The sequence below is a fragment of the Bradyrhizobium manausense genome (assembly GCF_018131105.1).
Classification (GTDB): domain Bacteria; phylum Pseudomonadota; class Alphaproteobacteria; order Rhizobiales; family Xanthobacteraceae; genus Bradyrhizobium; species Bradyrhizobium manausense_B.
This window is the reverse complement of sequence record NZ_JAFCJI010000005.1, coordinates 153,124-167,404: the sequence shown is the minus strand read 5'-3', so window position 1 is coordinate 167,404 and position 14,281 is coordinate 153,124. Positions and strand designations below refer to the sequence as shown.

The 14,281-nt window shown below is 62.0% G+C and carries 11 protein-coding genes and 1 pseudogene; 8 read left to right on the top strand and 4 right to left on the bottom strand.

Annotation, left to right across the window (positions count from 1 at the left end):
- The first annotated feature begins 191 nt into the window (after window positions 1-191).
- Entirely contained in the window at window positions 192-1,304 is a 1,113-nt protein-coding gene (locus JQ631_RS29890; RefSeq protein WP_212333073.1) for an NADH:flavin oxidoreductase/NADH oxidase, read from the top strand.
- A 325-nt stretch (window positions 1,305-1,629) separates the two neighbouring features.
- Window positions 1,630-2,037 carry a hypothetical protein gene (locus JQ631_RS29885; protein ID WP_212333071.1) on the top strand — a complete coding sequence of 136 codons (408 nt, stop codon included), beginning with the start codon at window positions 1,630-1,632 and terminating at the stop codon, window positions 2,035-2,037.
- Window positions 2,038-2,180: 143 nt separating this feature from the next.
- Here the strand turns inward: JQ631_RS29885 and JQ631_RS29880 are convergent, their stop codons facing one another.
- The gene (locus JQ631_RS29880) at window positions 2,181-2,426 is read right to left on the bottom strand and encodes a PilZ domain-containing protein (protein ID WP_212333069.1); all 246 of its coding nucleotides are present in this window, start codon (window positions 2,424-2,426) and stop codon (window positions 2,181-2,183) included.
- Between the two features lie 482 nt (window positions 2,427-2,908).
- Window positions 2,909-4,240: a T6SS phospholipase effector Tle1-like catalytic domain-containing protein gene (locus tag JQ631_RS29875; RefSeq protein ID WP_212333067.1), complete on the bottom strand. Its 1,332-nt coding sequence runs from the start codon at window positions 4,238-4,240 to the stop codon at window positions 2,909-2,911.
- Window positions 4,241-4,291: 51 nt separating this feature from the next.
- Here JQ631_RS29875 and JQ631_RS29870 point away from each other — a divergent pair, with 51 nt between their 5' ends.
- From JQ631_RS29870 to JQ631_RS29860, 3 genes are all read left to right on the top strand, one after another.
- Entirely contained in the window at window positions 4,292-5,017 is a 726-nt protein-coding gene (locus JQ631_RS29870) for a class I SAM-dependent methyltransferase (protein WP_249161245.1), read from the top strand.
- 122 nt (window positions 5,018-5,139) lie between these two features.
- Window positions 5,140-5,841: an SIR2 family NAD-dependent protein deacylase gene (locus JQ631_RS29865; protein WP_249161244.1), complete on the top strand. Its 702-nt coding sequence runs from the start codon at window positions 5,140-5,142 to the stop codon at window positions 5,839-5,841.
- A gap of 2 nt (window positions 5,842-5,843) precedes the next feature.
- Window positions 5,844-6,491, top strand: a complete 648-nt coding sequence (locus tag JQ631_RS29860) for a non-canonical purine NTP pyrophosphatase (RefSeq protein ID WP_212333063.1) — start codon at window positions 5,844-5,846, stop codon at window positions 6,489-6,491.
- Here JQ631_RS29860 and JQ631_RS29855 read toward each other — a convergent pair.
- Window positions 6,486-8,159 carry an HTH domain-containing protein gene (locus JQ631_RS29855; protein WP_212333062.1) on the bottom strand — a complete coding sequence of 558 codons (1,674 nt, stop codon included), beginning with the start codon at window positions 8,157-8,159 and terminating at the stop codon, window positions 6,486-6,488. The two genes, JQ631_RS29860 and JQ631_RS29855, sit on opposite strands and share 6 nt — an antisense overlap.
- A 265-nt stretch (window positions 8,160-8,424) precedes the next feature.
- Window positions 8,425-8,730, bottom strand: a complete 306-nt coding sequence (gene rpmB, locus JQ631_RS29850; RefSeq protein WP_148751926.1) for a 50S ribosomal protein L28 — start codon at window positions 8,728-8,730, stop codon at window positions 8,425-8,427.
- A 481-nt stretch (window positions 8,731-9,211) separates the two neighbouring features.
- Here rpmB and JQ631_RS29845 point away from each other — a divergent pair, with 481 nt between their 5' ends.
- From JQ631_RS29845 to JQ631_RS29835, 3 genes and pseudogenes are all read left to right on the top strand, one after another.
- Window positions 9,212-10,075 carry a DUF3108 domain-containing protein gene (locus JQ631_RS29845; protein ID WP_433995534.1) on the top strand — a complete coding sequence of 288 codons (864 nt, stop codon included), beginning with the start codon at window positions 9,212-9,214 and terminating at the stop codon, window positions 10,073-10,075.
- A 490-nt stretch (window positions 10,076-10,565) separates the two neighbouring features.
- Window positions 10,566-13,949: a helicase-related protein gene (locus JQ631_RS29840; protein ID WP_212333060.1), complete on the top strand. Its 3,384-nt coding sequence runs from the start codon at window positions 10,566-10,568 to the stop codon at window positions 13,947-13,949.
- A gap of 13 nt (window positions 13,950-13,962) precedes the next feature.
- Window positions 13,963-14,235, top strand: a pseudogene (locus tag JQ631_RS29835) (RNA-binding S4 domain-containing protein); the annotation flags it as partial.
- Window positions 14,236-14,281 lie beyond the last annotated feature (46 nt).

The window sequence follows — 14,281 nt, the reverse complement described above, 5'->3', positions numbered from 1 at the left end:
GGTATGGGTCCCGGCTCCCGTGCGCAATTGCGCACCAGGCCGGGACGACGGCTGTGGGTCTGGCCCCCATCACATGACGACCACAATGCATGACCCCGCGCGCCGCCATGCTCCCCGTGCGGCTGGCAATTCGCCGTCGGGACACTAAACTTCATGCAATCGCTTCCATTCCTCCATTCCCGGATCCCCGCATGAGCGCCCTGTTTTCCCCGATCAAGCTGCGCGGCCTGACGCTGAAGAACCGTCTGGTGGTGTCGCCGATGTGCCAGTATTCGGCCGAAGACGGTGTTCCCACCGATTGGCATTTCACACACATCAACAATCTGGCGCTGTCGGGCGCGGCGATGTTCTGCATCGAAGCGACCCATGTCGAGGCGATCGGCCGCATCACGCCGGGCTGCCTCGGGCTCTACAGCGACGCCGCCGAGGCCGCGCTGAAGCAGATCCTGAGCTCGGCCCGCAAGCATTCGAGCACCGCGATTGCGATGCAGCTCGCCCATGCCGGTCGCAAGGCCTCCAGCGCGCGGCCCTGGGACGGCGGCCAGCTCATTCCGATCGGCGAAGGCGGCTGGCAGACGGTGGCGCCGTCGGCCATTCCGCACAAGGAGGGCGAGGCCGCCCCCCTCGCGCTCGATGCCGCCGGCCTGAAGCGCATCCGCGAGGCTTTTGTCGACAGCGCGAAGCGCGCGGAGCGCATCGGCATCGACGCGATCGAGCTGCACGGCGCGCATGGTTATCTCATGCATCAATTCCTGTCGCCGATCTCGAACAGGCGCACCGACGAATATGGCGGCTCGCTCGAAAATCGCATGCGCTTCCCGCTCGAGATCTTCGACGCGGTGCGCGCCGTGTTCCCGCATGACAAGCCCGTCGGCATGCGGGTGTCGTCGACCGATTGGGTCGAGGGCGGCTGGGACCTCGCGCAGACCATCGAATTCGCGAGAGCCTTGAAGGCGCGCGGCGTCGACTGGATCGATGCCTCCTCCGGCGGCGTCTCGCCGCTGCAGAAGATCGCGCTCGGCCCCGGCTATCAGGTGCAGTTCGCGGACAGCATCAAGCGCGAGACCGGCTTGCCTGTTATCGCGGTGGGCCTGATCACCGAAGGCAGGCAGGCCGAGGAGATCGTCGCCTCCGGCAAGGCCGACATGGTCGCGCTCGCCCGCGGCATGCTCTACGACCCGCGCTGGGGCTGGCACGCCGCCGCCGAACTCGGCGGCGAAGTCGAAGCCCCCCCGCAATTCTGGCGCTCGCAGCCGTCCACGCAAAAGGCGCTGTTCGGCAAGACCACGTTCGGGGCGCGGTAGCCCAGGCGCATTCTGTCGCACGTGTGGCGCGATGACCGCGCCGCAATCGTATTGTCGTCCCGGCGAAGGCCGGGACCCATAACCACAGGAAGTGGTTTGGCGAAGACCTTCAGTTGCTCTGCGCGATAGCAACACGCACCGTGCTCCCTCGATGAATCACGCGGTATGGGTCCCGGCCTTCGCCGGGACGACGGCGGAAAATGTGGCGAGGCCATCGTCTCCCTCGCCGCCCGCCCACCTCACGCATCCGTAAAACCACTCACCTTCCACCGGTGGCAAATCTGGCCTAACCTCTGACCTATCCGAGGCATCACGGAGGTCCGCCATGCGGTTTCGTGTTCGCAAGACAGCCCACCTGCTGGAGCGCGTGGGCCTCGCGATGGCAGGCGCCGCGTGCGGGCTGTTCGTCGGCGCCTATGTCGGATCGGCGATCCCCTCGCTCACGACGCAGGGCTTCCTGCTGCTGATGATGCTGCTCGGCGTCGTCGGCTTCTACCTCGGCATCGACACGCCGCAGCTCCCCTTCGACGACGCGCACAGCGAGATCGACGCCGCCGAGTTCCTGAGCTCCGCCGGCACCCTCTGCGCCACGCTCGCCGCCCTTGCATCCGTCGCCGTCATCGTGCTCCGCCTCGAGCCGCACGACGCGCTGACCTGGCTGGTGCTGCTCGCCTGGATCGCCGGCGTCGCCATGCAGATCGTCGCGGGCGCGAAGGCCAGGATGCGGGCGTAGGGGCGGTAGTTGTAAACGACGATCGCACCGCAAATGCGATGCGTTCCTTCCCCTGCAAGGGGGGAGGGAGCCGAGTGGTGTGCTTGGCTAAGTTATCAGGCTCACATTGATGCTTTCGAAAAAGCAGCTCGCGTTCGGTTCGATCAAAACACCACGCCCACCTTCGTCCCGCGCTTCCACGCCACGCGGCAGCGCTTCTTGGTGTTCACGTGCAGCAGTTCGAAGCGATCGGGGATCTTCACCTGCCCGCCGAGATCGACACAGGCCCCGCCGGGCGAATAGTCGATCAGCGTGCAGACGATGACAGGCGCGCGCGGGTCGGTGATGATCTTGGCCTGGCGGGACACCAGGCCTGACGGCTTCACCCGGGCATGTCGACGCGGATGCATTGGCACTCTCCTCCAATACCGCGGACAACGCGGTGGCAGGGTTCCAATGATGGCGGAGCAGGTGATGCGAACAGGCTAAGGCGGGCCGGAGAATTTTAATGAAAAGTAGCGGCGATTGGAGAAAGCGAAGGTAGTGGGGTGGGGGCGGGTGGTGATGTGTTGCTACGCTCTCGCCTCACCGTCGTCCTGGCCTAGTGCGCAATTGCGCACGGGAGCCAAGACCCATTACCCCAGGGCGGAGTTTGGCGAAGATTGGCTGTTCGGGATTAGTACCGCCCACAATCGGCACATCACGCGGTATGGGTCCTGGCTTTCGCCAGGACGACGCTGGTGGTGTCGCGCAAGCCTGCCTCCTCACACTCCGTCATTGCGAGGAGCGAAGCGACGAAGCAATCCAGACTGCCTCCACGGAAAAAGTCTGGATTGCTTCGCTGCGCTCGCAATGACGCGCGGAGAGACTGCGGCATTCACGCCCGCCGCCCTCACACCCCCTCCATCACCCCATCCCGATCCCCGCCCGCCGCCAGGTCCACCCCCGGCGGTACCGGCATCGGCACGGTCACGAAGTCCTTCGGCATGTTCACCGGCCGATAGTCCGGCTCCACCGCCATGCGCTTCAGCACGCTCTCATGCACATGCGCGCCCTCGGGGATGACGCGCGGCTCGCAATCCGGAATGTAGAATCCCGCAACCACCTTCCGCTCCGGCCATTCCTTGTACGTCGCGCTCTTCGGCAGATATTCCAGCACGCGCCAGGCCGCGCTCATCGAATCGTGCAGCTGGCCCGCCGTGCCGGTGTAGGCGGGTGGGACGTACTGGAACGGCGAGGCCTTGCGCTGGATGCCCCAGGCGAGCTGGTTCACGGTGCGCGGGTTGAAGTTCAGCCCGGCCTTTGTTGCCTCGTCGATGATCCAGATCAGCGGATATTTGGACTCGCCGCTCTCCGCTTCCGGATAGCCGCCGCCGACGTCGCTGTGCACGCCGGCGAACCACACCTGCAGGATGTCCTGCGGCACTTTCTTCTCGTCGGGCACGTAGCGGTTGCTCCAGTACTCCTGCGGCTCCTCATACGCCTTCAGGCGGAACATGCAGCGCCGCTCGTCGATCGCCATCGCCTGGCGGAAGATGTTGACGCTGGGATTGCGCAGCGTGAAGGCAAGCTCCTCCAGGCTCGGCCAGAACAGGCGGTCGGCGCGCGGCACGATCACGCTCGCCACCGTGTCCCACACGCCGATGAAGTGGATGGTCGGCCAGCGCGTGGAGGTGATGCGCGCGAACTGCGCGGCGAGGTCGAATGCGTCCTTCGGCAGCGGCCCCTGCTCGTCGACATCGAAATCCAGGTCGGAGATCGCGTTGCCGTGCCCGGTCCCGGAATATTGCTTGTAGGCGATCAGGCCCGAGCCGGCGAGGTTCGCCTGCTCCGGCGAGATCAGCCCGACCTTGTGGATCAGCCCCGCCAGCACGCGCACCGTGTAGGCGCCGCGCGAAAAACCGAACAGATAGATCTTGTCGCCCGGCGCATAATGCTCGACCAGGAAGCAATAGGCCGAGAGCACGTTGTCATCGAGCCCGTAGCCGGTGGCGAGCCCCAGCACCAGCTTGATGTTGGACTTCCACCTGTTCCAGGTCGACGGCTCCGTCACCGTGCCGACCCCGGGATCGTAGAACACCATCTGCCGCGGCTGCGTCCTGTCGGTCTTGCGCAGGCAGCGATAGAGCTTCAGGACGTTGGAGATGTTCTCCGAGATCTCGTTGCCGGTGCCGTCACAGCAGATGACGAGGTTTTTCGGTGCGGTGTTGGCCGAGTGCTCCACGGGATGCCCCTCCGGGTGATGCTACCGGGGCGAGTATAGCAGAACAAATCGATGGTCGCATGCGAAGCACGCGGTGGACGAAGATCAACCAGTGATTGCGATGTCGTGTCGTTATTCATAGACTGTCAGTTTCTGGCTCAATCCGTTGCAGGCAAGATGACACGAAATAATGGTGGCTACGACGAAGGTTATTCGTCGAGCGATTGCTTTTGGGGAGCTTCTCCCGGCTCACTAGTCAAGACGTTTCTAAAAGAGCAGCCCGATCTGCAAGGTGTCCGTGTACTCGATTTGGGCTGCGGGGAAGGAAAGAATGCCGCTGCTTTTGCAAGATGTGGCGCAAGTGTCACGGCAGTTGATTGCTCTGCCAAGGCTATCGAAAATGGGCGGCGGGCATTTCAAGACCTGCGGATTGAATGGCTCGTCCTAGATGGGAGGGCTTATCTTTCTAGGATTGAATTGTTTGACGTGATTGTGCTCTACGGCTTGGCGCACTGTCTTGGTTCGTCGGAGGAAATATTCTCACTAATCCAAACTGCACTACAGAGGACGCGAAATGGCGGGTTTCATTTCCTTGTTTCATTTAACGATGGGCCGCACGATTTGTCGGCGCATCCAAATTTTTCACCAACGCTACTGCCTCATTCGTTTTACGTAGATCAGTACCAAGGCCACACGATCCTCACTGAATCGGACTCAATTATTCACGAGACGCATCCTCACAACAACATTCCACATTTTCACAGTCTTACTCGGCTGTTGGTGAAGAAGGTTTCATGACCTGTCCCCCTGATCTTCGAAGATTGTATCGTGATAGGCGTGTGGTCCCGTTTATTGGCGCGGGAGCTTCTATATCAGTCAGTTGGGACGGCGGTAAGAAGCGAGGGCCGTCTTGGGAAGCTATGGTAGATCAAGCCGCCAAGCTGATTGGCTGTAACGAAGAGAACCTACTGCGGATGCGAGGAAGTGATCTTCAAATACTGGAATACTTTAAGATTATGAACCGCGAGCTCGCGCCGCTAACTAACTGGCTCTCACGGCAATTTGCAGAGGCGACCGATGCTGATATTCTTGCTTCGCCCATTCATTCAGAGTTGGTCAAGCTAGATCGCTGCAGCCTTTATTATACGACGAACTATGATGACTTTATCGAACGAGCTTTAAAAAGGAGCGGACGTAGTACGCACATTGTTTCCGGCGAACACACTATCGCACATGATAGGACAGTCGTTGAAGTCGTAAAGTTTCACGGTGACTTCAACAACCCGCTGCAGATGGTGGTGACCGAGTCGGAATACATGGACAGGATGCGACTGGAAAGTCCAATGGACTTCAAGTTGCGCGGCGACATTCTCGGGAGGGCCGTTCTATTCATCGGATACAGTTTCCGCGACCCCAATGTGAACTACATCTTTCACGTCGTGAATCGCCTATTTTCTGATCTGCCAAACTCTTCCAGCGGAAGAAGAGCATACATCGTTCTCCCGGAGCCATCGGAGTTCGAGCGTCGGCTCTTTAGTGAACGTAACATCGAGGTCATACCGGTTGGGGCCGAGGAGATATCGAAGAATGTAGCTGAAGTGCTCCATGGGATGAGGATCTAGTGATGAGTGCCTCTCCCATACAGATCGCTTATTGTTCTTGGAGTAATTTCAAGAAGGAAGAATGGGCGTTAGCGAAGGACGCGATTGAGCTTGACGGTACCGGCAAGAAGCTCGGCGAGCTCTTCGATATTCGCTTTATAAGAGCTAAAACAACCGAGCCGCTGTTGTGCGATCTCGAAGCCATGGTGAAGTTCAAGGTTGGGTCTGCGTATCGACAGATTCAAATTCCCTGCATTGTTGAGCATGCTGGGCTTATTCTAGAGGGGTTCGAAGATAAATCGTTTCCAGGCGGCCTCACTCAGCCTATGTGGGACTCGCTTGCGCCAGAGCAATTTGTAACGGCTTGCTCGACGCTCTCAAGTAGAGCTGTGGCGCGAGCTGTAGTCGGGTATTGTGATGGCCTAAACGTTCATACCTTTGTTGGGGAGATGCGAGGCGCTCTGAGCAATTCTCCAAGAGGGACTCGGGATTTCTATTGGGACACCATTTTTTGTCCTGACGGATTTGGTGGCCAGACCTACGCTGAGATCGTGAAGGATGATCGTTCTGGTCTCGGAAAAAAGCTAGCGGTGTCCCAATCAATCAAGGCGCTTAAGGCATTCATGCGGCATCGCTTAGGCGCTGAACCGTCGTTGTTTCCAGCACTATGAACGCATCTTTGGCAATAGCTCGTCTAGCGTTCGCCGAAAGGCCTCCATTCCAAACGAATTATAGATGTACGCGTTTGCTTGGCGCCCGAGGCTCGAAATTTCGCCCTCGACTGGCGCGTCATATACTTTGAGAAAGTCGCGATAGCTAAATTTGAGCGTCCCTGCTTCTCTGGCGCGATACATGTCGAAGGCGACGTCGGGTGGAGTTTGCACAAAGAGCAAACCAACGCTGCTGTCACACTTTCGTTCTAAGTGCTCAAACGTGTCGAGATTTCGAATTCCATCAACAATTGTACGATTGCCTTCCCCGCAAGCGATTTGGCTTGCGATCGCGTCGGCTAGCTTCTTGGTGCCACCTTCTGAGCTTATGAATTCGTATGCTCGAGTTTGAAATGCCTCACGCCCAATCTCCGAGATCGGAGGTGACGCCATCAATTCACGAACTAAGTCGCCGGTCTTGATCAAAGAACAATGCAAGCGCTGGCTTAGGTAATTGGCGGTTTCTGACTTTCCTGATCCAATTCGGCCTGCGACGACCAGGATGCGGTCGCTAGCGAGGCGAGAGTTATTTACGATCTCGAATCTTGCCCGCGTGAACAGAGTCGACGGATAGAAGCGCCGCAAGCAGAGTTGTGACCAATATTCGAAGTCCGTTATGTCGACCTTGTCCTTTGAAAGATCGATCCATCCGAGCCCTTTGATTGACGAGTCGCCCTTTTGAAGTTTTTTGGCCGTGTTCCAGTCCGGGAGCCAGGCGCGATAAACAACGGCAACGTGTCGTCGCCCGACTTCCGAAGAATCGTCGTTGAGGACCCCAAGACACTCTAATGGGACACCCTGGAAAAGATCGATAGTGGCTTTGTCTGTAAGGTTTGCCTCAGTCGAAATCTTGCGATTTCGTCGAGGGCGGTCCGGCAAAAAAAGCTCTTCCGCGAGCTCTCTGCGACCGCAAGCCGACAAGCCAAAGTCTGCCCGCGAAAGCATATCGAGGTCAGCAGCGCTGACATGGCCGCCGAATCCGATGCACTTTGATCCTCTCAGAAATTCGGCCGCTCGGCTGAGATAGGACCGCTTGAAGAACAGTAAGCGCTGGCCGCACTGAACTAGGACGTACGTTATGAATTGCTTGGCGTCATTGTTGACCTCGGCCTCAGCCCGGCCGACGTAGGTGGTGTTCTCCTCGCTAAGGAGTTGCCCAAGTATTGGGGGTGTGTCGGTGTCGATACCCTGAAAGGTGAGGACATCGCGAAATGCTGACTCCGGAACGCATAGGACTTCTTCTTTCGGTGTACGAAGGACACGGCGCTCAGCGACATATTCAGATTGAACGTCGGCAATGGTGTTGTCCTGCTCACTGACTGACGTGCCTAGAGAGGTGCGTAACGTAAAGCGTCCGCGACCAGTGCGCACAAATTGTGAGTCAGTCTTTCCGTGCAGGATGTCCATGCTGAGCCGTGCTTGCATGGATTTTTGGGGAGTGCGGCCCATGGTGTGGTCGCCAAAGAGTCCTTGCTCGATCCCTCGATCAACGATCTCGCCAGCGCTAAGGGGGACCCGAGACTTGCTCAACACAATCTCCGCGACACGAAGAAAGGTTTGTCGTTCACCTTCGACGTGCTCGTCGGTGTGAGTCTGCACGGTAACCGTTTGTTTTTGGTAACTATGCATTAGGGCGATGTGCTTCCGCTGGCCGAATGCTCAAAGGCTAACTCGGTCTGAGCCGCGCAAGAGGTGCAGTGCGGCCGCCGCTTGTGAGGCTCCCAAAAGGTTCAGTCGATTGATGACCTTAGCGTAGTTTAATCCGAGCGACGCGGCGACATAGACATTTGCACCACAAAACAAAAACGGCCGGATCTTTCGATCCGGCCGCAACGCAAACTCTACTTGGCTAAGCCTACGCCACGCAACCTAGCCCCCGCCCAACTCTGAAATCTTAGCTGGCCTTCTTGACCGGCGCGTCGCCGACCTTCTTCTGGATGGCGCGCTTCAGCTCGAGGGCGCGCGGCGACAGGACGTCGGCCTTGGCCTTGAGCAGGAAGGCGTCGAGGCCGCCATTGTGGTCGACGCTCTTCACCGCATTGGTGGAGACGCGCAGGCGCACGTTGCGCTCCAGGGCTTCGCTGATGAAGGTCACGTTGACCAGGTTCGGCAGGAAGCGGCGCTTGGTCTTGATGTTGGAGTGGCTGACCTTGTGGCCGACGAGGGGGCCCTTGGCCGTCAGTTCGCAGCGGCGAGACATGGTAGAAATCCTTAAAGCTGATCCCCCAACGGGTGCGGCCGCCATTCTGGGCGCCACGGGGGCTAATTCTTTCGTCCTTGCAGGGAGCGGGCGGACGTATAGGGGGGAAGGGGCGGGACGTCAAGGTTTTGGCCGGTCTTTTCGCCTCTCCCCGCGTGCGGGGAGAGGCCGGAATGCGCGCGATTAGCGCGGATTCCGGGTGATGGGGAGTCTCCGCGGGAGTGGGGCAGCAGTTAGCGCCCCCCAGAGGAGAAAGCCCTCACCCGCGCTGCGCGCGATCTCTCCCGAAAGCGGGAGAGGTATCCGGGCCCGGGCTCCTCAATCACAAAAACGGCAGTGTTTAAAACGCCTTACCATCACATAAAGGGCGCAATCGCCCCCGAATAGTCCGGTGAGTTCCCGGCTTGTGACGCCTGGATGCATTGCTTGCGGCTGTAACAGGCTTAAATAACAATCACTCGCTTCCGGATTGGACCGTCTCGTGCACACGTCTTTCCCCTTTCCGCCCCGGTTGCGTTCAACCGGCAGGCTGGCGCTGGCCGCTCTCGGCGGGCTGGTCCTGGCGTGGGGGGCTGCGCCGGCGGCCGCGCAGGGCAAGCTCGAGGCGCAATATGAGGCCTCGCTGGCGGGCATTCCGGTCGGCCGCGGCGCCTGGAACATCGACATCCAGGACGACGTGTTCTCGGCGGCGGCCTCCGGCGGCACCACCGGTATTCTGAAATCGTTCGCGGGCGGGTCCGGCACCGGCGCCTCGCAGGGGCGCGTCGTCAACGGCGCGCTGGTCGCGACCGCCTACCACGCCTCCACCACCACCTCGAAGAAGACCGAAGAGATCCACATCACCCTCGACAAGGGCAATGTGAAGGAGTTCGGCATCGTTCCGGAGCCGCCTGTTGATGCCGACCGCATCGTCGTCACCGACGCGCATCGCCGCGGCGTGTTCGATCCGATGACGGCCTCGCTGGTCCGCGTCCCCGGCAACGGCGAGGTGCTGTCGCCGGAGGCCTGCCACGGCAGCGCGTCCGTGTTCGACGGCCGCATGCGCTACGAGCTCAAGCTCGATTTCAAGCGCATGGAGACCGTGAAGGCCGAGAAGGGCTACAAGGGCCCGGTCGTGGTCTGCGCGCTCTATTTCGTGCCGGTCGCCGGCTACATCCCCGACCGCCCCGTGATCAAATACCTCGCCGCCCAGCGCAACATCGAGATCGCGCTCGCGCCGGTCGCGGGGACCCGGATCCTGGTCCCGTTCTGGCTGAAAGTGCCGACGCCGCTGGGCCCTGCGATGCTCGAAGCGACCAGCTTCATCACCACCGCCCAGCCGCCGCGGGTGGCGAAGACGCAGTAAGGCGCCGCTGCTGAACGCCCCCAGTCATATCAATGGCTTGGCTACTGTGCATGGGGTTGTTTTCGCTGATATGAGCTGGGTGGTCGGCTTTTTCCGGAATCCATTTGACTCCCCGCCGATTCTGATTCGACTCCGCGTCGTCCCCAACTTAACCAAATCCGTCACCCCATCGCCGCTTGTGCGGCGACCCAAAACTCCATCTAGTGCGCAGGAAACAAGAGTCCCGCGACATGTTGCGTGAACGGAACAGGACTCCGAAGGGAGTCAGCGATTCGGCCGCGATTCGTTCTAGAGTCGTTCCGAAGCTTAAAACGAACGGGAAAAGCGTCGCAAAGTGAGACAGTTGCGCGAGGATTTCTGCTCCCACGCCGAGCGGGCAGGCCACGGCGTGCCGGATGCCCCGGTCAAGCCGGGGCATGACGGCGGCGCACCCCATTGCCTCAAACAGCACTGACATTCGCCCCATTCGCCACTACCTAATCATTTAGACATGGCTTTCTCTTCCTCCTCCTTCGCTTCCGAGCGCGCGCCTTCCGATCGAGTGCCCGGCGCCGGCGTCACTGCGGTGCTCGGGCCGACCAACACCGGCAAGACCCATCTCGCCATCGAACGGATGCTCGCGCATTCCTCGGGCGTGATCGGCCTGCCGCTGCGGCTGCTCGCGCGCGAGGTCTACAACAAGATCGTCGCCCGCGTCGGCCCCGAGGCGGTCGCGCTCGTGACCGGCGAGGAGAAGATCAAGCCGAGAAATCCGCGCTATTGGGTCTCCACCGTCGAGGCGATGCCGCGCGACCTGGATGTCTCCTTCCTCGCCGTCGACGAGATCCAGATCGCTTCCGATCTGGAACGCGGCCACGTCTTCACCGACCGCATCCTCAACCGCCGCGGCCGCGACGAGACGCTGCTGCTGGGCGCCGCGACCATGCGCCCGATCATCGAGCGGCTGCTGCCCGGCGTCTCCATGATCACCCGTCCGCGCCTGTCGCAGCTGGAATTCGCCGGCGACCGCAAGATCACGCGCCAGCCGCGCCGCACCGCGATCGTCGCGTTCTCGGCCGACGAGGTCTACGCCATCGCCGAGCTGATCAAGCGCCAGCATGGCGGCGCGGCCGTGGTGCTGGGCTCGCTGTCGCCGCGCACGCGCAATGCGCAGGTCGAGATGTTCCAGAACGGCGACGTCGACTACCTCGTCGCCACCGACGCTGTCGGCATGGGCCTCAATCTCGACGTCGACCACGTCGCCTTCGCCTCCGACCGCAAGTTCGACGGCTACCAGTTCCGCCGCCTGACGCCGGCCGAATTCGCGCAGATCGCCGGCCGTGCGGGGCGCGCCACGCGCAACGGCACCTTCGGGACGACAGGCCGCTGCGGCCCGTTCGAGCCCGAGCTGGTGAATGCGCTCCAGAACCACATCTTCGATCCCGTCAAGATGCTGCAATGGCGCAACTCGAAGCTGGATTTCTCCTCCCTCGGCGCGCTCCAGGTCTCACTGAACCTCGCGCCCGGCCACGAGACGCTGACGCGGGCGCCGATCGCCGAAGACATGCGCGTGCTCGACCACGCCGCCCGCGACGTCGATGTGCGCGATATCGCGCATGGCAAGGCCGCCGTGGAGCGGCTCTGGGACGCCTGCCAGGTCCCGGACTACCGGAAACTGTCGCCGGCCGCCCATGCCGAACTGGTCACCACGCTGTATGGCTTCCTGATGCAGAAGGGCTGCATCCCCGATTCCTGGTTCGCGGCCCAGATCGACCAGGCCGACCGCATCGACGGCGATATCGACACGCTGTCGGCCCGGATCGCGCAAATTCGCACCTGGACCTTCGTCGCCAACCGCCCGGACTGGCTGAAAGACCCCGAACGCTGGCAGGGAATCGCCCGCGAGGTCGAAAATAAATTATCGGATGCGCTCCATGAACGCTTGACTGAGCGTTTCGTTGATCGCCGGACCAGTGTATTGATGCGCCGCCTGCGGGAGAACACGAGCTTGAATACGGAAATCGGCAAGACCGGCGAAGTCATCGTCGAAGGCCATGTCATCGGCCGCCTCGATGGCTTCACCTTTGCACCGGATGCGGCGGAAGCCGGCTCCGATGCGAAAGCCTTGCAGGCTGCCGCGCAAGCGGTGCTCGCCGGCGAGATCAATGCGCGCGCCGAAAAACTGGGCAACGCGCCGGACGACCAGTTCGTGCTGACCTCGGACGGCACCATCCGCTGGACCGGCGACGCCGTGGCCCGGCTGACCGCCGCAGAGGAGGCGCTGCATCCGCGCATCCGCATCATCTCGGACGAGCGGCTCACCGGTGGCCCGCGTGAGAAGGTGCAGGCGCGGCTCGACCTCTGGCTCAAGACGCATATCGAAAAGCTGCTCGGGCCGATGTTCGAGCTGTCGAAGGCCGAGGACGTCACGGGTATCGCCCGCGGCATCGCCTATCAGCTCGTCGAGGCGCTCGGCGTGCTCGAGCGTCCGAAGATCGCCAATGAGCTGAAGGATCTCGACCAGCCCTCGCGCGCGACGCTGCGCAAATACGGCGTCCGCTTCGGCGCCTATCACATCTATTTCCCCGGCATCCTGAAGCCCGCCGCGCGTGCGCTCGCAGCACTTTTGTGGGCGCTGAAGCAGGACAATGTCGATCTGTCGGCGCTGTCGGGCGCGCAGCATCTGGCCTCGTCCGGCCGCACCTCGTTCCCGGTCGACAAGAGCCTGCCGCGCGATGCCTATCGCGTGCTCGGCTACAAGCAGGCCGGCGAGCGCGCCGTTCGCGTCGACATTCTGGAACGCCTGGCCGACCTGATCCGCCCGGCGCTGGCCTGGCGCGAGAATTCGCCCGGAGAAAAGCCCGCCGGTGCATTCGACGGCCGCGGCTTCGTGGTGACGCAGGCGATGACCTCGCTCACCGGCTCCGCCGGCGAGGACTTTGCCTCGGTCCTGCGCGCGCTCGGCTATCGCATGGAGAAGCGTGCGCCGCTGCCGCCAAAGCCGGCTGCGCCTGCTGCCGCGGAGACGCCGGCTGTTGAGGCTTCTGCCGAGGCGCCTGCGACCGAGGAGACTGCGGCGCCCGCAGATGCCGCGATCGAAGCTGTCACTGTCGAAGACGCGCCCGGCATGGAGCAGCACGACGAGCCCGTTCACGAAGAGCCGGCGCTCGAGGCCTCGCCTGAAGCGCCCGTCACGCCCGAAGATGCCCCGGGCATCGCGCCGCCGGCGGAAGAGGCTGCTGCGCCCGCTGAGAGTGCTGCTGAAGCGGCTCCTGCCGAAACCGCGGCTGTGGAAGCCGCCGCCTCTCCCGATGCCGCTGCGCCCGTTGAAGCTGCTGCCGCGCCCGCCGAGCCTGAGCTCGTCGAAGTCTGGCGCCCCGGTGGCCGTCACGAGGATCGCAAGCCGCGCCACGAGCGCCACCGTCATCAGCGCCACAACAACCAGCGTCCGCAGGCCGGTGCTGAGGCTGGCGCTGCACCTGCCGACGGCGAGGCCGCGCAGGCCGCTGATGGCGAGAAGCGCGGTGAGCGCCATCGTCACGGCGGTCATCGTCGCGACGGCGGCCGAGATTTCCGCAAGCCGCGCGAAGGTGGCGAGGGCGCACCGCGCCAGGAAGGGCGCGACGATCGCAATCGCAGCTTCCAGGGCAAGGACCGCGACAACAAGGATCGCGATCGCAATCGCGACAACAAGAAGTTCGGCGGCGATCGTGACAAGGGTCGCGACAATCGTGGCCGCGACCGCGACAAGGGCCGCGACCGTCAGGGCGGGCCGTCGCTGCGTCCCTACGCTTCGAGCGCGAATCCGCGTGAGCGCGATCGTCCCGCTGACCCGAACTCGCCGTTCGCCAAGCTTGCCGCGCTGAAAGAGCAACTCGCCGGTCGGAAGGAGTGATCCCACGACCACCGAGCGGCAGCGCCTCGACAAATGGCTGTGGCACGCGCGGGTCGTGAAGGCGCGCACCTCAGCGGCTGAACTCGTCGAGTCCGGACACGTCCGGATCAACGGCACGCGCGAGAAGTCGCCGGGGCACGCGATCAAGATCGGCGACGTCATCACCGTCGCGCTCGATCGCACGGTGCGCGTGTTGAAGGTGATTGATTTCAGCGAGCGCCGCGGCGATGCGGCTTCGGCGCGCGTGCTCTACGAGGAGCTCGGCGCGAAGAGCTCGGCGACGTAAAGCGCAATTAGTTGCGCTTCGCATTCATTTCTTGGTCGATCAACCA

Excerpts from the sequence above, each read along its gene's own strand:
- JQ631_RS29890 (WP_212333073.1), top strand. The coding sequence starts at position 192 with ATGAGCGCCCTGTTTTCCCCGATCAAGCTGCGCGGCCTGACGCTGAAG.
- JQ631_RS29885 (WP_212333071.1), top strand. The coding sequence starts at position 1,630 with ATGCGGTTTCGTGTTCGCAAGACAGCCCACCTGCTGGAGCGCGTGGGC.
- JQ631_RS29880 (WP_212333069.1), bottom strand. The coding sequence starts at position 2,426 with ATGCATCCGCGTCGACATGCCCGGGTGAAGCCGTCAGGCCTGGTGTCC.
- JQ631_RS29870 (WP_249161245.1), top strand. The coding sequence starts at position 4,292 with ATGGTCGCATGCGAAGCACGCGGTGGACGAAGATCAACCAGTGATTGC.
- JQ631_RS29865 (WP_249161244.1), top strand. The coding sequence starts at position 5,140 with ATGGTAGATCAAGCCGCCAAGCTGATTGGCTGTAACGAAGAGAACCTA.
- JQ631_RS29860 (WP_212333063.1), top strand. The coding sequence starts at position 5,844 with ATGAGTGCCTCTCCCATACAGATCGCTTATTGTTCTTGGAGTAATTTC.
- JQ631_RS29855 (WP_212333062.1), bottom strand. The coding sequence starts at position 8,159 with ATGCATAGTTACCAAAAACAAACGGTTACCGTGCAGACTCACACCGAC.
- rpmB (WP_148751926.1), bottom strand. The coding sequence starts at position 8,730 with ATGTCTCGCCGCTGCGAACTGACGGCCAAGGGCCCCCTCGTCGGCCAC.
- JQ631_RS29840 (WP_212333060.1), top strand. The coding sequence starts at position 10,566 with ATGGCTTTCTCTTCCTCCTCCTTCGCTTCCGAGCGCGCGCCTTCCGAT.